Consider the following 17,727-nt stretch of genomic DNA (forward strand, 5'->3'; position numbering starts at 1 on the left):
TCGGACGCCGGGTTGCGATGGCCTATGTGACCTTCTCGGTGGACTTTGCCCAGGAGCCGCCGCTGCGCCGTCGTCGGAAGCGGGCGGCGCGTTCCCGGGCGGGGCACCGCCACGCCCCGCGTGGCCGGGGCAGTGCCGGCGGATGCCTAGTCCGGCGGCCCGTACATGCGCAGCAGATCGCGCGTGAGCTGGTGGGGCGCTTCCTCGGACGGGCTGTGCCCGCTGCCGTAGGAAGCAAAGGAGGCGCCGATGCTGGCGGCGAACTCGCGGTGCAGCCGCAGCGGCCAGACATCGTGTTCACCCGCGGCAACGAACTTCGGCAGGGTGGCAGCCCCGAGGGCGGCGCGCAGATCGGGGGCATGCCGCATCAGGCCCACCATGTCCCGGACGGAGTCCCTTCGGGTGAGGGTGAACCGGTGGTTGACCAGCTTCATCCGCCCGGCGCTGGCGCGGATGAAATTGCGCCGCACGCCCCAGACAATCAGGTCGGCGCTGATCCGGTCGCTGACCAGGGGGGCCAGCCAGCCGATGCGGCTGACGCTGCGGAAACTCTGCCCGCCGCGCGGCGGGCAGCCGAGCAGGGCGATGCTGCGGAAGAGTTCGGGCCGTCGCAGAACCGCAAGCTGGACCACGACGCCGGCAAATGAGTACCCCACCACGTGCGCCGGTCCGTGGGCTTCGAGTACCGCAAGCAGATCGTCTATGAACAGGCCGTAGTCGTACCGGCTGCGCGGCGGGTCCAGGTTCTCCGGTCCGGCGCCGGCGGACTCATACTGGCCGGCGAGGTCAAAGCTGGCGGCGAAATAGCCGGCCTCCGCCAGGATCGGAAGCATCAGCGAAAAATCCTCCTTGGAACCCATGGCACCGGGAACCAGGATGACCGGCGGGTGTGCCGGATCACCCATCACCAGCGCGGCCAGGGAACCGCTGGGGGCGGGGAAGCCGGTACGGACGGACCCTGTGGGGACGGCGGTCCAGTCGACGTCGCCCAGCCGGGCATCCCTGCAGGCAGCAGGATCGGATGGATCGGAGGCGCCGGGCCCGGAGACAGCCGGGCCGGAAGCGGGGGGAGCCCCGGGTTGTTCTGCCCGGAACCTGCCGGGAAATGCCCTGCCGGGAAAAATCCCGCGAATGGCCATGGCTAAAAGATAACCTCCTGCCCCGCTGTAGCGGCAGGGCCGGGCGGCCACGGTAGAATTTTTTTGCCCGCCCCGAAATTTCCCCAAACTCAGGAGCTGACGTTGCCCGCCAAGCGTTCCCCCAACAAATACGTGTACCGAAGCATCGTCTTCACCGGCCTCGCGGCCCGCAGCATCTTCCGGGTGCCGGTGATCCCGTCGGGGTTGGAGAACCTGCCCACGGACGAAGAGATCCGCGGACTGGACCGCAAGGTGGTGCCCGGCAGGGGCGCCGTTGTGGCCATCACCCACTTCGGGTACCTGGACTTTGCCTTCGCCGAACTCCTGATGTGGCGCAAGCTCAAGGTGCACATGCGGTTCCTGGTCACCAAGAAAGCGGCTAAAAAATCCTTCGTGAAAGCCGTCTGCGACTGGTGCGAGCACGTGGTGGTGGACCGTGCCGACGGCGCTGCGGCCTATGCGGAGTCGGTGGAGAAGCTGCGCGGCGGCGACTATCTCGCCGTCCTGCCCGAGGCCGGCGTCAGCCGCAGCTTTACCGTCCGGGAACTGAAGACCGGCGCCGTCCGCATGGCTGCCGAAGCGGGGGTGCCGATCATTCCCGTCTCGGTGTGGGGCGGGCACCGGATGATGACCCGCGGGCACGGCCTGTCCTTCAAATCGGTCTGGAAGAATCCCGTCCGGATGCACGTGGGGGAGATGATCTGCCTCGAGGGTGAAGTCGACGTTGCCCGTGAGACAACGCGGCTGCAGGAGGAACTCCAGGCGGGAATTGACCGCTGCATCGACTCCTACCCGGTGCCGGCCGAACCCGGCGCCTGGTGGATGCCGCGCAGCCGCGGCGGAAGTGCCATGGCACTTGAGGAGCAGCGGGTGCTCGATGCTGCCGACCGCGAGAAGTACAAGATCACCGGTTAGCGCGCCGGCGCAGCAGGACGACGCCGGCGGCCGCCGTACCGGCGAGGACGGTCCGTGCCGCGTGCTTGGCTTTTCCATGCCAGCCGCCGCTGACCGCGCCGGTCTCCGCCGCAGGGGCCGGACGGTAGAGATTGCCCGGGCCATCCGGCGCGTCCTGCTTCCGGGACAGGTTGGTGTATTCGACCTGCCGGGCCATGAAGGCTTCCACCGGGCGGGGGGTCAGCCGGTGCTGCAGCACCATCAGCCGGCCCGGGATCCCGGGGACCGTTTCCGGACGCGGGCGGCGGACCAGCCGCAGGATGTGCCTGGCGACGATCCGTGCCGGATATACCGGCGGCAGGGCGCGTACCCGGCGCCCTGTGTAGTTGGCCGCGTGGTCGAAGAACGGGGTGTCGATGGTCGGCGGCAGCACCGTGGAGATGCGGATACCGTGCGGCCCGTTCAGCGCAAGTTCCGAGCGGAGGCTGACGCCCAGGACCCGGACCGCCGCCTTCGACATGGAATACGGCGCCGTGTAGGGCTGCGGAACCTCCCCGACAATCGAGGCGACGTTGATGATCAGCCCGGTGCCCTGCTTCTCCATCTGCGCCAGCGCGGCCCGGCAACCGTAGACGTACCCCATCACGTTGACGTCCATGACCCGGCGGAAGTCCTCCAGCGGAAGGTCCGAGAAGCGCGAGTAGGACGCCAGGGACGCGTTGTTCACCCACACATCAATCCGCCCGAACTCCGCCACCGCCACGTCAGCGACTGCCTGGACGGCCGCCGGATCCGCGGTATCCGCGACCACCGGGACAGCGGAGGTGCCGGCAAGGCGGCAGAGCTCCGCTGCATCCTGGAGTGTTTCCATCCGTCTGCCGGCCAGGACCAGCCGCGCCCCGGTGCGGGCAAGGAGCCCGGCGGTTTCCCGGCCGACCCCGCTGCCGGCACCGGTTATGACCACTACTTGAGTGTTGACGGACATGGCTGGTCCTTCCGCAGGTGCGGCGCAGTTGCAGGGCAGTTCGGCTGCAGTTGCGGTACTAGAGAATGGGATTGCCTCCGGTGACGGCAATCCTGGCGCCGGAAATGTAGCTGCCGTCATCGGAGGCCAGCAGCACGTACGTAGGCGCCAGCTCGGCCGGCTGGCCGGGACGGCCCAAGGGCGTGTCCCCGCCGAAGGAGCCCACCTTGTCCGGCGGCATGGTGGCCGGGATCAGCGGGGTCCAGATGGGGCCGGGCGCCACGCTGTTCACTCGGATGCCGCGGTCTCCGAGGAGCTGGGCGAGGCTTGCGGAGAAGTTGGCAATGGCGGCCTTGGTGGCCGAGTACGGAGCCAGCGTGGGAACCGGCATGTCCGAATTCACCGAGGAGGTACCGATAATGGACGAGCCCGGCCCCATGTGCGGAAGCGCCGCCTTGACCAGGAAGAACATCGCGTTGATGTTCACCTTGAAGGTGTACTCCCATTCCTCGTCCGGGATGTCCTCGATGTTTTCCCGGTCCATCTGGAAGGCGGCATTGTTGACCAGGATGTCCACCTTGCCGAACTCTTCCACCGCGGTGTTGATGACTTTCCGGCACTGTTCGGCCGTATCCAGGTCGCCCCGGACCAGCACGGCCTTCCGCCCGGCCTCCTCCACCAGCCGCGCGGTATCCCGGGCGTCCTCATCCTCGCTGAGATACGAAATCAGGACATCGGCACCTTCACGCGCATAGGCAATGGCCACTGCACGGCCAATCCCGCTGTCGCCGCCGGTGATTACGGCTGCCTTGCCCGTGAGCTTCCCGCTGCCGCGGTAGCTTTCCTCCCCGCAGTCGGGAACGGGGGTCATGTCCTTCTGGGTTCCTGGTACGTCCTGCTGCTGCTCCGGCTGGCTCATTGTCTTCCTTTCGGGTGGGAGCGGTGGGGGAACTCTAGGCGTGCCCGCCGGCAAAGCGCCAGCGGGATACCGACTTAGGCGAGGGAATCCAGTGCCTCTGCCACCGGCGTCGGGCCGTTGTTGAACTCGATGGTCCGGCCGGCCGTTTGGGGCCGCTGCAGGACTTCGGCGGCCACAAGGGCAACGTCCTCGCGTGAAACCTGGGAGCCGCTGACGCCGGGGCCGGTCTCAATGCGGCCGGTCCCGGGGTCCATGGTGAGGGCGCTGGGGCCGAGGATGGTCCAGTCCAGGCCGCTGGCTTTCAGGTGCTCATCGGCGTCCGCCTTGGCTTCCGCGTAGGTGTAGAAACCGTCATCCGCAGGCACCCCGTGGTCCTTGCCCGCGCCGAAGTAGGACACCATCACGTACCGCCGGGCTCCGGCTGCATCAGCTGCATCCATGGAGCGGATTGCTGCATCGCGGTCCACCGCGTAGGTGCGCTCGGCGCTGCCGCCGCCGGCGCCGGCACTCCACACCACGGCGTCGTGCCCCTTCAGGAGGTCTGCAATCTGCTCCGTCGACAGCTTCTCGACGTCGGCCGCCACGGGCTGCGCGCCGGTGGCTTCGACGTCGGCGGCGTGGTCCGGATTACGGAAGATCGAACTGACGGTATGGCCCTGTCCGGTCAGCAACCGGGCCAGGTGAAGCGCTACTTTTCCGTGTCCTCCGATGATGGCGATGCTGGACATTCGACATTCCTTTCGTTGATTACGGTTCCTCCACCATAAGCATGCTGTCGATATTTTGCGGAGTCGGGACGTATCCGTCCGCCCACGGCTTAGTGCTTTGGTACCCAAATCCGTCCACAGGCATGGTCACCGCTTCCACGGGGTGGATATGATCACCGTGCCTTGAACTCCGCGGGAAGGATCGACGTGGCACTAACCACCGCTGAACCCGGCCTTACCGTTGCCACAACGGAGGGAGTCGTGCGCGGCAAACTCGATTCCGGGGTGCGCTGCTGGCGCGGCATCCCGTATGCCGCGCCGCCCACGGGGGACCTGCGCCTGCGGCTGCCGCAGCCGGTGACGCCGTGGGACGGCGTGCTGGACGCGACGCGGTACGGGCCGGTTGCCCCGCAGCGGCGCGGCCGTGGCCTGATGGCTGCCGGCCGGAAAACCCGCATGGACGAAGACTGCCTGACCATCAACGTGACTGCTCCCGCCGGCCCCGGCGCTCCGCGCCCGGTCCTGGTCTATTTCCACGGCGGTGCCTTCACCTCCGGTTCGGCGTCCGATCCCGCCTACGACGGCACCAACCTGGTGCTGCGCGGCGACGTGGTCTACGTCGCGATGAACTACCGCCTCGGGGCGTTGGGGTTCATGGATTTCCGCCGCTATTCGACGCCGGAGCGTCCGTTCGATGTGAATGTAGGGCTGGCGGACCAAGTGGCAGCTCTGCGCTGGGTACAGCGGAACATAGCCCGGTTCGGCGGAGATCCGGACAATGTCACCGTTTTCGGGGAGTCTGCCGGGGGCATGTCCATCACGGCGCTGATGTGCGTTCCGTCCGCGGAGGGCCTGTTCCACCGTGCCTTTGTACAGAGCTCGGCGCCAGCCACCGCCTACGGTCCGGGTCTGCCGGAGAAATGGGCCGGCAACCTGGTGGATCTCCTGGGCGTCCCTGAAGGGGAAGCCGCTCAGGCACTGGCCCACGTGCCTGCAGAACGCCTGGTGGAGGCCACTACACGGCTGACCCGCGGCCTGGCGCCGGAGGCCGATCCCGGCACCCGGGCCGTTGCCCCGGTGGTGGACGGCGTCTTCCTGCCCCTTCACCCGGTGGACGCGTTCCGTGCCGGCAGGGCTCATCCGGTACCCCTGGTGATCGGCAACATGCTGTCCGAAGGCGCACTGTTTGACCGTTTCGAAGATGTCCTTCCTACGAAGCCCCGGCGCATCGACACCATGTTTGCCCGCACCCAACCGGAACTAAAGGAGAAGGTGCTGGCCGCCTATCCCGGCTATCCGGACCGGCATGCGGCGGTGGATGTTGGCGGCGATGCCGTTTTCTGGTGGCCCAGCGTCCAGGTGGCGGAAGCGCACAGCGTGCACGCCCCGGTCTGGTCCTATCGGTTCGACTACGCTCCCCGGATGGCGTACCTGCTCGGCGTGGGTGCCACCCACGGGCTGGATATCCCGGCTGTGTTCGGCAACTACGATTCCGGCCTGGGGAGGTATCTCACCCTCCTGGGCGGCAAGCGCACTGCCGTCTCGGTGAGCAACCGGTTCCGTGGGGCGCTGCTGCGCTTTGCCCGGAACGGCACTCCCGGCCCCATGTGGCCGGGGTATGAACCAGGCGGCCGGTCCACCAAGGTCTTCGACGCCAGTGACCGGATCAGCCGGGATCCGCACCGCGGCAAACGGCTGGCCTGGGAGGGCTACCACGGATACCGCTGAGCCGGTGCCAAACCTCAGATAGGGAGTCCGCGCAGCAGCCCGCCCAGCCGGAGCAACTCCAGCGGGGCGTGCTGGGCGAGGGAAAGGCCGACAATTTCGCCGGCTTCCCCCAAGGCGTCAATGATGCGCAGTAAATCCGGAACCCGGACTCCGCGTTTGCCGCTGCTGTCCCCGAAGTCCCGGCGGTCCAGGACATCCAGGTCCACGTGGATGGCCAGCTTTGTGGCTCCGGTCAGCGCCAGCCAGTCGAGGATCCGCCGCGTGTCTTCAGGGGTGTCGGTGATGCCCACGCTGCGGATGCCCAGGCGCTGCTTGGTCCCGATGCCCGGGTCCTGCCAGTCCCGCAGCCCCACTTGGAGGATGTTCGACGGCGGCACCACGGCCGGCATCGCGGCGAGGAAGCCGGCATCGCCCTCGCCGGCGAGGGTGGCCAGTGACATGGACCGGAACCCGGTATAGCCGTCGCCGGGCAGACCGGTGTCCGGGTGCGCATCCACCCACAGCACTGCCAGGTCCGCGCCGTAGCGGTCCGCAAGGTAACTGAAAGGGGCCACGCTCACCGAGCACTCCCCGCCGAAGGTCACTACCGACTGCGGTCCGGTCTCCTGCATCACCCGCACCGCCTCCTGCAGTTGCCGGAACACCGCTTGCCGGGCATAGATGCCGTCCACCGTCTCGACGCCCGCCTCCGACGTGTCGGTGCTCACCGGAACAAAGGCGGTAGGTCCGTCATGATCCGGGGAGACCAGCTCAAGCAGGGAGGGGCCGAGATGATAGGAGAGCAGAATCTGCTGCGGCTGGCCCGCCGGGAGCGAGCCGACGGCGCCGGCCCCGGCGGCGCCCTGCCACTGCGGGAAAATGAGCCGGAGGGCCCCGGGGCCGGAGGGATGCATGACGGTCATGGCAGTCCTTTGGGTGCGGCGGCTGGGTGCGGCGGCGACTGGGCAACCTTACCGCTGCCGGCCCGGCCGGAAACAGGGCGGGCACAAAATAGGATGGAGGTATGACTGCAACCCTTGTCGCCCGGGACCTTTCCGGCGGCCATGCCCACCGCACCCTGTTTGAACATCTGTCCCTGACCGTTGCCCCGGGGGACGTTGTGGGTGTGGTCGGTGCCAACGGTGCCGGCAAGTCGACCCTCCTGCGGCTCCTGGCCGGTGCTGATGCGCCGCAGGCCGGATCGGTCAGCACCTCTCCGTCGGACGCCTTTGTGGGCTGGCTCCCGCAGGAGCACGAACGGCTCGCGGGGGAAACGGTGGGCGGCTATCTTGCCCGGCGTACCGGTGCGGCGGCAGCTACGGAAGCCATGGAATCAGCGGCAGCGGCCCTGGGTTCGGAAACCCCGGGGGCGGATGACGCGTACGCCGCGGCTCTGGACCGGTGGCTGGCCTCCGGTGCTGCGGATCTGGAGGACCGGGCACCGGCAGTGCTGGCCGACCTCGGCCTGGAGGTGGGACTGGACGCGGAAATGGCGGGTCTGTCCGGCGGACAGGCAGCCCGGGCCGCCCTTGCAGCCCTGCTGCTGAGCCGCTTCGACATAGTGCTGCTCGATGAACCCACCAATGACCTGGACCTGGACGGCCTGGCGCGGCTGGAACAGTTTGTCCGCGGCCTGCGCAGCGGGGTGGTCCTGGTTTCCCACGACCGCGAATTCCTGGCCCGCTGCGTCACTACCGTGGTGGAGCTGGACCTGGCGCAAAACAGCGTGGCCGTCTACGAGGGCGGGTATGAGGCCTTCCTGGAGGAACGCGCCGTCGCACGCCGGCATGCCCGGGAAGCCTACGACGAGTTTGCGGAGAAAAAAGCGGACCTGGTTTCCCGTGCACGCACCACGCGTGAATGGAGCTCCCAGGGCGTGCGCAACGCGATGAAGAAAAACCCGGACAATGACAAGATCCGCCGTAAGGCCAGCACTGAGTCTTCCGAAAAGCAGGCCCGCAAGGTGCGCCAAATGGAGTCCCGGATCGCCCGGCTGGACGAGGTGGAGGAGCCGCGCAAGGAGTGGCAGCTGCAACTGCGGATCGGCGCGGCCCCGCGCTCAAGTTCCGTGGTGGCCACCCTGAACGAGGCTGTGGTGGAGCGCGGCGGCTTTACCCTCGGTCCCGTCTCGCTGCAGGTCAACGCGGGGGAGCGGATCGGCATTACCGGTCCCAACGGCGCAGGAAAGTCCACGCTGCTGCGCCTATTGCTGGGCCGGGAGACTCCCGACGCCGGTACTGCCTCCATGGGGGCTTCCGTAGCCGTCGGCGAGATCGACCAGGGCCGGGGCCAGCTGGATCCGGACGCCACTCTGGGCGCGGCATTCGAAGCCGCAGTCCCGGACCTGTCGTCCGCCGAGACGCGCACCCTGCTGGCCAAATTCGGCCTCAAGGCAGACCAGGTGGGCGCGAGGGTTGCGGCACTTTCCCCCGGGGAACGCACCAGGGCATCGCTGGCCCTGCTGCAGGCACGCGGCGTGAACCTTCTGGTTTTGGATGAACCGACCAACCACTTGGACCTGCCGGCCATCGAGCAGCTGGAGGAAGCACTGGAGAGCTACGAGGGGGCACTGCTGCTGGTCTCCCACGACCGCCGGTTGCTGGAAAATGTCCGCCTCGACACGCGGTGGACAGTGGACGGCGGCAGGGTCGGCATCCGGTAAGGTTCCGCCGTCGTACGTCCTGCGCCGTGGATCATGCCCTCATGTGATACAAATTATGCTATGTTGCATCCCTGCAGGGATGCAGAACTCAGGTCTCGGGCGATTTCACGGAAGAAGTGTCCACATGGCTCCATGGATTGGAAATGCCGGCTGCTCTGCAGCCTTTGCGCAGGGCGTCAGGGGTAGGCGCAGCGCTGGAACAATGCACCACGGCACGGCGGACTTTGCCTGTGCCCGGCGTCGCGGCCCCGGAAGCGCTCAGTGAAGGCGCTGAGGCTGGCGGATCTGCCGGTCCTGATTACCGTCTGGCTCCTGTGTGTGGGCACCGACTGGTCTACCGGAACGAAGATCGCGCTCAACGTTATTGCCGTCGCGTTGCTCTGCCTCAAGGAACTGGCCGTTCACCGGTACCAGTCCCGGGCTGCAGGGGCCGCGGGAGTCCGCCCTGCCGGGCGCCAGCTCGCTGCTGTGGCCTAGTCTTACGCTTCCCCCGTGGTGTACCGGCATGCCAGATGCATCCGGTGTGCCCGCATGGCGCCGGCAAACGCGGGGCAGCCTAACGCGCGCCGGCTAAATAGCTGCCCTGCCGCCCGGCAGGCTGTCGTGCGTCTGGCGGCGCCCCGCGGGCGGGTCTATCGTGAATAGTCGCAAGTCTCCGCCGGGCGAAAAGAGGCGATCGTGGCTATTGACGTTTCCTCATTGGTGGTTGAGACCGGCAACGGGCTGGTGCAGGGAATTGTCGAGCACGGCGTGCGGACCTGGCGGGGCATCCCGTATGCCGCCCCGCCGGTAGGGGAATTGAGGCTGCGTGCACCGCAGCCGGCCAAGAGCTGGAGCGGCATCCGTAACGGCGGGGCCTTCGGTGCGGTCCCGCCACAGTCCAAGGCACCCAACCTGACCGGAACCCGCCGCCGGGTGGCCATGGACGAGGACTGCCTCACGCTCAACGTGACCGCCCCGCTGGAGCCCTCGGAATCGCTGCGTCCCGTGCTCGTTTACCTCTACGGTGGCGCTTTCAGCTCGGGTTCCTCCGCCGAACCCACCTACCGCGGCACCAACATCGTGCGGGACGGTGATGTTCTCTACGTATCCCTGAACTACCGCATCGGCGCCCTGGGGTTCATGGACTTCCGCGCCTATTCGACGCCGGAGAGGCCCTTCGACGCGAACATGGGCCTGCGGGACCAGGTAGCCGCCCTGGAATGGGTCCAGCAGAACATCGAGGCGTTCGGCGGGGATCCGGATAACGTCACCCTGTTCGGTGAATCCGCCGGGGCCATAGCGGTCACGTCGTTGATGTGCATTCCCAGCGCCGGCCGGCTGTTCCACAAAGCCTATGCGCAGAGCCCTGCACCGTCGGGCGCCTATTACCCGAAGATGCATGCCGCCTGGGCGGAGGATCTGCTGGAGATTCTCGGGATCAGCCCTGCCCGCGCCGCCGAGGCCTTGAGCACCATCAGCGTGGCGAAGCTGGTGGAGGCCACCCGGAAAATGACCACCAAGATCGGTCCGGTCAAACAGCCCGGCACGCTGAGTGTCTCTCCCGTGATCGACGGCGATTTCCTGCCCCGGCATCCCATTGACACCTTCCTGGACGGAGAGGCGGCGCCGGTGCCCCTGGTGCTGGGAACCATGGCCCGGGAAGGTGCCCTCTTCGCAAAGGTTTCAAACATCCTGCCCTCCACGCCGGAGCGGATCGAGAAAATGTTCGCCGGCACGGACCCGCTGGCCCGGGACCGGGTCGTAGCTGCGTATCCGGGCTATCCGTCCCGGCAGCGGTCAGTGGACATCAGCGGCGACCTGGTGTTCTGGTATCCCAGCCAGATGGTCGCCGAGGGCCACTCCCGGGTCGCGCCCACCTGGACCTACCGCTATGACTACGCCACGCCGATGATGAACCTGCTGGGCTTCGGCGCCACGCATTCCTTCGACGTTCCGGTGATGTTCGGGGACACCGGAAGCGGGATGGTGAAGGCGCTGACGCTGCTGGGCGGAGCGGAGGAACTGAAGGCTCTTTCGCGCAGGTTCCAGGGTTCCCTGATCAGCCTGGCCCGGCACGCCCATCCGGGCGGGGACTGGCCGGGCTACGACGAATTCCACCGGCACACGCGCGTCTTCGACAAAGCAGACCGGATTGAGTCGGATCCCTTTCCGGAGCGTCGTCGGGCCTGGGCCGGGTACCGGGGCTACATCTGATTGCCGGTCGGTGCCCCTCGCGGTGCCCGCGTGAGAGTCTTAAGCTGGCTTATGATTTTCCCGCACCCCAGCTAAGGAGAGTTTGTCAGCATGAGCGAACATTACGACGTCGTAGTCCTGGGAGCCGGACCGGGCGGATATGTGGCCGCAATCCGGGCCGCCCAGCTGGGTTTGAAGACAGCCATCGTGGAGGAAAAGTACTGGGGCGGGGTGTGCCTGAACGTCGGCTGCATCCCCTCGAAGGCTCTTCTGCGCAATGCCGAGCTGGCGCAGATCTTCACCAACCAGTCCAAGACGTTCGGAATCAGCGGCGATGTGAGCTTCGATTTCGGTGCTGCCTTTGACCGCAGCCGGCAGGTGGCCGACGGCCGCGTCAAGGGTGTGCACTTCCTGATGAAGAAGAACAAGATCACCGAATATGACGGGCACGGGGTGTTCTCCGACGACCACACCCTTGAGGTCAGCCTCTCCAAGGGCGGCAGCGAGACCATAACCTTCGACAACGCCATCCTGGCCACGGGAACCTATGTCCGCCTGCTGCCCGGCGTTGAGCTCAGCGACAATGTGGTCACCTACGAAGCCCAGATCATGGACCGGAACCTGCCCAAGAAGATGGTTATTGTCGGCGCCGGTGCCATCGGCATGGAGTTCGCCTACGTCCTGCGCAGCTACGGGGTGGACGTCACCATCATCGAGTTCCTGGACCGTGCGCTGCCCAACGAGGACGCAGACGTCTCCAAGGAGATCACCAAGCAGTACAAGAAGCTGGGCGTGCCCATCCTCACCTCCACGAAGGTGGAGACCGTGGAGGACAACGGTTCCTCTGTCACTGTGACCTACACGGACAAAAATGGCCAGCAGGGAAGCATCGAAGCGGACCGGGTGATGCTCTCCATCGGCTTTGCCCCGCGGACCGAGGGCTACGGGTTGGACAAAACCGGCGTGGAGCTCACCGACCGCGGCGCCATCGGCATCGACGACTACATGCGCACCAATGTTCCGCACATCTACGCCATCGGTGACGTTACCGGCAAGCTCCAGCTGGCACATGTGGCAGAGGCCATGGGTGTGGTGGCGGCCGAAACCATCGGCAAGGCCGAAACCATGCCGCTGGGCGACTACCGCATGATGCCGCGGGCCACTTTCTGCCAGCCGCAGGTGGCCAGCTTCGGGCTCACCGAGCAGCAGGCCCGGGACGAAGGCCACGAGGTCCTCGTCAGTACCTTCCCGTTTACGGCCAACGGCAAGGCCCACGGGCTGGGGGAACCGGTGGGCTTCGTGAAGCTGGTGGCTGATGCCAAGTACGGGGAGCTGCTGGGCGGGCACATGATCGGCCCCGACGTTTCCGAGCTGCTTCCGGAACTCACCCTGGCGCAGAAGTGGGACCTCACCGCCTCCGAGCTGGCCCGCAACGTGCACACCCATCCGACCCTGAGCGAGGCACTGCAGGAGGCCTTCCACGGGCTGACCGGACACATGATCAACTTCTGAGGCGCGGGTAACGGTTCAGCAGCCGCCACGGTGGGGCAGGAGCAGTAAAGCTCATTCCAGAAGTCCGGGACGGCGCTTTCCTTGACACCCCCAGCGGGGGAGCGAACGCTTGAAGGACGCACCGCGCAGCTTTAGCGTTTCCACAGCCGTTTCCCACCGCCGATCTGCGAGCGAAGGGCACTGCCATGAAGCCGGCCAGGATCGTCATGATTGTTATTGGCGCCTTGCTGGTGCTGGCCGGTCTGGGTCTGGGAGCCGGCGCCGCGGTCCTGGGGCTCCTGGCTGGAGCACAGCGCGACGGCGGCTACCTCTCGGTTCCGAAGGAGACCTACTCCGTCGGTACTTATGCGATCACCAGCGCCCCCGCCGAAATCGGTCCCGACGCCGGGGGAGATGCGGACATCGCGCAGGTCCTCGTGCGCGCAACGAATCCCGGAGGGGACCTTTTCATCGGCATCGGCCCCGAAGCCGACGTGGACCGTTACCTGGCCGGTGTGGCCACGTCCCAGATCGAGGAAGTACGGTTTGATCCGTTCTCGGTGGAGTACGAGGAAACACCGGGAACCGGTGTTCCGGGGCCGCCCGCGCAACAGACGTTCTGGGCGGCTGCCTCCGAGGGGAGCGGAACCCGGGAAATCACCTGGGCCCCGTCGAGCGGCGACTGGACCGTCGTCGTGATGAACGCCGACGGCTCACCCCAAGTGACCGCGGACCTGCAGGCCGGCGTTCGTTCCGGCCTGTTCGGGACCGCCGCGTGGTGGCTCCTGCTCGGGGCTGTGGTCCTCTTCCTCGGCGGTATTGCCCTGATCCTGGCCGGCATCCTGACGGGCCGGAACCGCCGGCCCGGACATCCGGGCGCCGGGGATGATCCAGGTACCGGCGGGTATCCGGGGGCGCGGGCCTACGGGTACGGCCCGGTCCCGGATACCGGCCACGCCATGACCGCCGGCCAGCCTGCGAGCGCCTCCGGCCCACTGTCCGGACCGGAACCGCCCGGATTCGGGGGAGCTGCTCCCGGTGCCGTGGGCCCGTCAGTGCCGGAGGGTACATCCCGGCCCGACGCCGGCGCCGTGCCTGCCGCTGCGCCTTCGCCCGCGGGTTCCCACGCCCCCGCTGCTGCGCACCCCGCAGATACCCGGGCGACGGTCCCCCCGGGGCGGCACGGCCCGGGATCCGGGGATCCGTATCCCGCCCGGCTCTACGGCGAACTGGACGGGCCGCTGTCCCGCTGGTTGTGGCTGGTCAAGTGGTTCCTCGCCATTCCGCACTTCTTCCTGCTGGCCTTTCTCTGGATCGCGTTCTGGGTGGCCACGGTCATTGCCTTCTTCGCCATTCTGTTTACCGCCAGGTACCCCCGGGCGCTGTTCGATTTCAATGTGGGTGTTATCCGCTGGAGCTGGCGGGTGGCCTTCTATGCCACCGGCGTGCTCGGCACGGACCGGTATCCGCCGTTCAGCCTGGACCGGGAGAACTATCCCGCGGATTTCTCCGTGGACTATCCCGAACGGCTGTCCCGGGGACTGGTGCTGGTGAAGTGGTGGCTGCTGGTTATCCCGCAGGCCTTGGTGGTGTCGGTGTTCAGCGGTACTGCACTGGTGCTGGCCAGGACTCCCGGGATGTTCGGTCCGCGGGGTTACGGGTATGGTGACGGCGGGCCGGTGTGGGGCAGGGGGCAGGGAGGCGGGTTCGGCGACCAGTGGTGGACGGCGGGTTTTTCCCTGCTGGGCCTGCTGGTGTTCATTGCCGCCGTAGCCTTGCTCTTTACGCGCCGCTACCCCCGGCAGTTGTTCGACTTCATCATGGGGCTGCAGCGCTGGTCCTACCGGGTGCTCGCCTATACGTCGCTGATGCGTGACGAGTATCCGCCGTTCCGGCTGGACCAGGGGCCCGCGGACGCCCGGGACCTGCGGGCGGGCCCGCCGCCGTCGGGCCCTCCGGAATCCGGGCCGCCCGCGTCCGGGCCGCCCGCGTCCGGGCCGCCCGCGTCCGGACCGCGCAGCGGCGGATCCTCCGGCGGCTGAGGCACGGCCGTCAGCGTCAGCCGAGTACGCAGAACTCATTGCCTTCCGGGTCTGCCATGACCACCCAGGTGACGGTGCTGTCCTGGCCCACGTCCACCCGGCGGGCACCGAGTCCGATCAGGCGTTCCACTTCTTCGGCCTGCGTACAGCCGTCGGCCACCAGATCCAGGTGCAGGCGGTTCTTCACCGTCTTACCCTCCGGCACGGCCATGATGTCGAGGTCCAGGCCCTGTCCGTCCCGTCCCGTAAGGCTGTAGAGGCCGTCCTCGTAGGTGAGGTCCCAGTTCAGCGCCTGTTGCCAGAAGGCGGCGACGGCGGCGGCGTCGTTGGCGTCCATGTGTACAGTGGAAATCCTGCTGGTCATGCGTGCCCTCCTGTGGGTGGATACCCGTCCGTGCGATCGTGTCCGTAGCTCTGTCCGTGGCCCTGTCCGTGGCCCTGTCTGTGGCCCGCCCGTCCAAGCGCGGCGGGGCTGCCGCCAACCTACCGCGGAGGCACGGCGGAGCTGCCCGGGGACACGCGGTTGCCGCAGAGGGGTCGGATCGGACGATGCGTTGGGGCATACTGGCCGCATGACGACGCCGCTGGAGGGCCCCCTTGCCGATGCCGACTCCGGACTGTGGATTGGAGCCCGGCTGGCACAGGCGGGGACAGTCACCGGGACCGTCCCGGGCGGATTCGAAGCGTACGCACGGATCTTCCATCCCGTCCGGGCCCAGTTGATGGCGTGGGAGCGCGACTATCCCGTGACGGTGGAATCCCGCCGGATGCAGTGGCGCGAACTGGCTGATGCCCGCGGCACAGTGGCCCACCCCCTCATGCAGTGGGAGTCCGTTCTGGCCGGCTACCGGAATCCGGTGTGGAATGAGCCGGGCTGGCAGTATGAAGATCCTTTGATCGGTTCACTCGCCGCGGACAGCCTGGCCGAAGTGGCCCGCATCCTTGCCGGGCACACGCAGAACCCGGGCCAGTGCGTTGCCGGCTTGTGGGAGGGCTGGGGGTGGGTCACCGGTGCAGGTGTGCGTGTGGTCCTGGACGGCGACGGACACACCCGTGAGGAACCCCTGCCTCAGGCGTTTGGCGGGGACGGGCTTTCCGGTGCGGGCCGGCTTGAACTTCCCGGCCGCAGGTATCTGCTCTTTAATACCGCCCTGTCCCTTTTCTCGGATCCGCGATGGCAGGAGGTCAGCGGCTGGGACGGGCTGCAGAGCCCCAACCTGCTGTGGCCTGCAGACCGTCAGTGGTTCCTTGCAACGGAAATCGATTTCGATTCCACCTTGGTGGGTGGCTCGGCGGCGCTCATTGACGCCCTGGTGCAGTCAGAGGTCCTCGAATGCCTGCCGGTTCCCCCGGACGGCGACCTGACCCATTTGGGGGACCTGCTCAACGAGCGTCCCGACTAGCCTGTTGGATACCGCAAGGCCGGTGTCCGGCGTCGTCCGTGCTCACACGCCGTCGGGCCGCTGAGGGCTGCTGAGGCTTGCTGAAAGCGGGCGCAGGCAGGACCGCCGTCACACCGACGTCGGGCAGCTAACAGGGGTTTGTGAGCAAGGCATCCGCAGAACGGTCGGGTCGGCCCTGAGGCTGTGGATAAGCTGAATATATGCCCCTTGAGAACAACAATTTCCACACCCGCAAGTGGGTCCGGCCCGAGGACCTGAACGCAAACGGCACCCTTTTCGGCGGGAGCCTGCTGCGCTGGATCGACGAAGAGGCCACCGTTTACGCCATCCTGCAGATGGGCAATGGCCGGGTGGTCACCAAGTTCATGTCGGAGATCAACTTCGTTAGTTCTGCCGTTCAGGGGGACCTGATCGAAATGGGGCTCACCGCAACCAAATTCGGCCGTACCTCGCTCACCATGCAGGCGGAAGTGCGGAACATGATCACCCGCGACAGCATCCTGACCATCGAGAAGATCGTCTTCGTCAATCTGGACGAGCACGGCAAGCCCGCACCGCACGGTTACACCAGCATCAGCTACGACCGTGACCGGCTGCCGACCCACCACTTCCCGCCTCTGCCTTTCTCCGGATAACGCCGTTGTCCCTTGTGGGTTGTCTGGGCGTGTCCGGATAATTCCTGCAGCTCGGTTTGCCTGCCTTGTCGGGGCGGCATGTTAAGTGGGGCGCGGATTTGTCCGCACGAGCCTGTTCGCCTGCTTCTGCACCCCGGCAGGCGGCAACACACTGGTCCCGTTCACGGGGGACCCGTCTACAGTTCTGCGGTGGGAGCGTTCTGTTCCCCGTAGCGCGGCGACGGCGCGGACCTGATTCGGTGCCGCGAGGGACGGTGAACGTTATGACGAAGTACCTGATTTCATTCCCCAGCGGTGCCATGCAGATTCCAGCGGGTGAGCTCCAGGCAGTAGCGGATGCCTCGCACGCTGTGGTCCGCGAGGCCAAAGAGGCGGGCGTGTGGGTCTTCGGCGGCGGCATTGACGAAGGGATTCCGCCCGTGATGGTCTCTGCGGATGGAACAGTTGAGCAGTCAACGTATCCGCAGACAAGCCAGCTGGAGGGCGGGTATACCGTGCTCGAATTACCGGCGTACGAAGACGCGATCCGTTGGGCGGCCAAAATAGCGCAGTCGTGCCGTTGCGCCCAGGAAGTCCGTGCGTTCCAGTTCGATCCGGAATCCTGACCGGCTGGGTTGTGCCTCACCAGTGGCGCTTCGCCTGATGAAACTTGCCTGATGAGACCCGCTAAGCGACGCTCGGAGTCGGCGACCAAAGCGCCCCAGCCGCTGGCCCGGACCTCTTGGTAGCCAGCCAACGCATTTGGAGACTGACGCGCACCGGCCCGGTACTCGGGGACTGACGCTCTGGGACCAGCCAGGACAAGCCGCGCCGTTGCTGGGGTCCGAGGACAGGCGCTCGTACGCAGCTGCCGTCCGGTTGCCGGGAGTATCTTTCCACAGGGCCAAAACCACCTGTTGTGTTCTCCTCTGGCGCAGATACTATCGAACACATGTTCGAATCGAATGCAGTTGGGGATCGTCCCATGAGTGGAACCCCTGACCCGCGCA

16 protein-coding genes are annotated in these 17,727 nt (G+C 66.8%); 10 read left to right on the top strand and 6 right to left on the bottom strand.

Annotated features, from left to right (window positions below):
• Nucleotides 1-146 precede the first annotated feature (146 nt).
• On the bottom strand, nucleotides 147-1,139 hold the full coding sequence (locus AC5RUF_RS07755) for an alpha/beta fold hydrolase (protein ID WP_494130193.1): 993 nt from the start codon (nucleotides 1,137-1,139) through the stop codon (nucleotides 147-149).
• 102 nt (nucleotides 1,140-1,241) lie between these two features.
• On the opposite strand from AC5RUF_RS07755, the gene AC5RUF_RS07760 reads away from it, so the two are divergent.
• The gene (locus AC5RUF_RS07760) at nucleotides 1,242-2,054 is read left to right on the top strand and encodes a lysophospholipid acyltransferase family protein (protein ID WP_494130194.1); all 813 of its coding nucleotides are present in this window, start codon (nucleotides 1,242-1,244) and stop codon (nucleotides 2,052-2,054) included.
• On the opposite strand, the gene AC5RUF_RS07765 is transcribed toward AC5RUF_RS07760, so the two are convergent.
• The 3 genes from AC5RUF_RS07765 to AC5RUF_RS07775 form a co-directional block, all read right to left on the bottom strand.
• Entirely contained in the window at nucleotides 2,044-3,018 is a 975-nt protein-coding gene (locus AC5RUF_RS07765; RefSeq protein WP_494130195.1) for an SDR family oxidoreductase, read from the bottom strand. The genes AC5RUF_RS07760 and AC5RUF_RS07765 overlap by 11 nt on opposite strands.
• A 58-nt stretch (nucleotides 3,019-3,076) precedes the next feature.
• The gene (locus AC5RUF_RS07770; RefSeq protein ID WP_493997557.1) at nucleotides 3,077-3,916 is read right to left on the bottom strand and encodes an SDR family oxidoreductase; all 840 of its coding nucleotides are present in this window, start codon (nucleotides 3,914-3,916) and stop codon (nucleotides 3,077-3,079) included.
• A gap of 74 nt (nucleotides 3,917-3,990) precedes the next feature.
• Entirely contained in the window at nucleotides 3,991-4,644 is a 654-nt protein-coding gene (locus AC5RUF_RS07775; RefSeq protein ID WP_494130196.1) for an SDR family oxidoreductase, read from the bottom strand.
• A 186-nt stretch (nucleotides 4,645-4,830) separates the two neighbouring features.
• Here AC5RUF_RS07775 and AC5RUF_RS07780 point away from each other — a divergent pair, with 186 nt between their 5' ends.
• Complete coding sequence (locus AC5RUF_RS07780) at nucleotides 4,831-6,351, top strand: carboxylesterase/lipase family protein (protein ID WP_494130197.1); 1,521 nt, start codon at nucleotides 4,831-4,833, stop codon at nucleotides 6,349-6,351.
• A gap of 14 nt (nucleotides 6,352-6,365) precedes the next feature.
• Here AC5RUF_RS07780 and AC5RUF_RS07785 read toward each other — a convergent pair whose 3' ends face one another.
• Nucleotides 6,366-7,253, bottom strand: a complete 888-nt coding sequence (locus tag AC5RUF_RS07785; RefSeq protein WP_494130198.1) for an arginase family protein — start codon at nucleotides 7,251-7,253, stop codon at nucleotides 6,366-6,368.
• 101 nt (nucleotides 7,254-7,354) lie between these two features.
• On the opposite strand from AC5RUF_RS07785, the gene abc-f reads away from it, so the two are divergent.
• The 5 genes from abc-f to AC5RUF_RS07810 all read left to right on the top strand — a co-directional run bounded on the left by abc-f (nucleotide 7,355) and on the right by AC5RUF_RS07810 (nucleotide 14,700).
• Nucleotides 7,355-8,992 (top strand): ribosomal protection-like ABC-F family protein, encoded by a 1,638-nt coding sequence (gene abc-f / locus AC5RUF_RS07790; RefSeq protein ID WP_494130199.1) that lies wholly within the window; start codon nucleotides 7,355-7,357, stop codon nucleotides 8,990-8,992.
• 261 nt (nucleotides 8,993-9,253) lie between these two features.
• Nucleotides 9,254-9,469, top strand: a complete 216-nt coding sequence (locus tag AC5RUF_RS07795; RefSeq protein ID WP_493997194.1) for a hypothetical protein — start codon at nucleotides 9,254-9,256, stop codon at nucleotides 9,467-9,469.
• Nucleotides 9,470-9,670: 201 nt separating this feature from the next.
• On the top strand, nucleotides 9,671-11,188 hold the full coding sequence (locus AC5RUF_RS07800; RefSeq protein ID WP_493997193.1) for a carboxylesterase/lipase family protein: 1,518 nt from the start codon (nucleotides 9,671-9,673) through the stop codon (nucleotides 11,186-11,188).
• A gap of 90 nt (nucleotides 11,189-11,278) precedes the next feature.
• Nucleotides 11,279-12,679 (top strand): dihydrolipoyl dehydrogenase, encoded by a 1,401-nt coding sequence (lpdA, locus tag AC5RUF_RS07805; protein WP_493997192.1) that lies wholly within the window; start codon nucleotides 11,279-11,281, stop codon nucleotides 12,677-12,679.
• A 185-nt stretch (nucleotides 12,680-12,864) separates the two neighbouring features.
• Nucleotides 12,865-14,700: a DUF4389 domain-containing protein gene (locus AC5RUF_RS07810; protein WP_494130200.1), complete on the top strand. Its 1,836-nt coding sequence runs from the start codon at nucleotides 12,865-12,867 to the stop codon at nucleotides 14,698-14,700.
• A 16-nt stretch (nucleotides 14,701-14,716) separates the two neighbouring features.
• Here the strand turns inward: AC5RUF_RS07810 and AC5RUF_RS07815 are convergent, their stop codons facing one another.
• Nucleotides 14,717-15,064 carry a VOC family protein gene (locus AC5RUF_RS07815; protein WP_493997487.1) on the bottom strand — a complete coding sequence of 116 codons (348 nt, stop codon included), beginning with the start codon at nucleotides 15,062-15,064 and terminating at the stop codon, nucleotides 14,717-14,719.
• A 208-nt stretch (nucleotides 15,065-15,272) separates the two neighbouring features.
• Between AC5RUF_RS07815 and AC5RUF_RS07820 the strand changes: the two genes are divergently transcribed.
• The 3 genes from AC5RUF_RS07820 (at nucleotide 15,273) to AC5RUF_RS07830 (ending at nucleotide 17,343) form a co-directional block, all read left to right on the top strand.
• A complete protein-coding gene (locus tag AC5RUF_RS07820) occupies nucleotides 15,273-16,103 on the top strand; it encodes a hypothetical protein (protein ID WP_494130201.1) in 831 nt (276 codons plus the stop codon).
• Between the two features lie 200 nt (nucleotides 16,104-16,303).
• Complete coding sequence (locus tag AC5RUF_RS07825; RefSeq protein ID WP_493997485.1) at nucleotides 16,304-16,738, top strand: acyl-CoA thioesterase; 435 nt, start codon at nucleotides 16,304-16,306, stop codon at nucleotides 16,736-16,738.
• Between the two features lie 263 nt (nucleotides 16,739-17,001).
• On the top strand, nucleotides 17,002-17,343 hold the full coding sequence (locus AC5RUF_RS07830; RefSeq protein WP_494130202.1) for a YciI family protein: 342 nt from the start codon (nucleotides 17,002-17,004) through the stop codon (nucleotides 17,341-17,343).
• The last annotated feature ends 384 nt before the right edge of the window (nucleotides 17,344-17,727 follow it).

The organism is Arthrobacter sp. Y3224198 (assembly GCF_059090025.1).

Excerpts from the sequence above, each read along its gene's own strand:
- AC5RUF_RS07755 (WP_494130193.1), bottom strand. The coding sequence starts at position 1,139 with ATGGCCATTCGCGGGATTTTTCCCGGCAGGGCATTTCCCGGCAGGTTC.
- AC5RUF_RS07775 (WP_494130196.1), bottom strand. The coding sequence starts at position 4,644 with ATGTCCAGCATCGCCATCATCGGAGGACACGGAAAAGTAGCGCTTCAC.
- AC5RUF_RS07765 (WP_494130195.1), bottom strand. The coding sequence starts at position 3,018 with ATGTCCGTCAACACTCAAGTAGTGGTCATAACCGGTGCCGGCAGCGGG.
- AC5RUF_RS07815 (WP_493997487.1), bottom strand. The coding sequence starts at position 15,064 with ATGACCAGCAGGATTTCCACTGTACACATGGACGCCAACGACGCCGCC.
- lpdA (WP_493997192.1), top strand. The coding sequence starts at position 11,279 with ATGAGCGAACATTACGACGTCGTAGTCCTGGGAGCCGGACCGGGCGGA.
- AC5RUF_RS07785 (WP_494130198.1), bottom strand. The coding sequence starts at position 7,253 with ATGACCGTCATGCATCCCTCCGGCCCCGGGGCCCTCCGGCTCATTTTC.
- AC5RUF_RS07830 (WP_494130202.1), top strand. The coding sequence starts at position 17,002 with ATGACGAAGTACCTGATTTCATTCCCCAGCGGTGCCATGCAGATTCCA.
- AC5RUF_RS07825 (WP_493997485.1), top strand. The coding sequence starts at position 16,304 with ATGCCCCTTGAGAACAACAATTTCCACACCCGCAAGTGGGTCCGGCCC.
- AC5RUF_RS07810 (WP_494130200.1), top strand. The coding sequence starts at position 12,865 with ATGAAGCCGGCCAGGATCGTCATGATTGTTATTGGCGCCTTGCTGGTG.
- AC5RUF_RS07770 (WP_493997557.1), bottom strand. The coding sequence starts at position 3,916 with ATGAGCCAGCCGGAGCAGCAGCAGGACGTACCAGGAACCCAGAAGGAC.
- AC5RUF_RS07820 (WP_494130201.1), top strand. The coding sequence starts at position 15,273 with ATGACGACGCCGCTGGAGGGCCCCCTTGCCGATGCCGACTCCGGACTG.
- abc-f (WP_494130199.1), top strand. The coding sequence starts at position 7,355 with ATGACTGCAACCCTTGTCGCCCGGGACCTTTCCGGCGGCCATGCCCAC.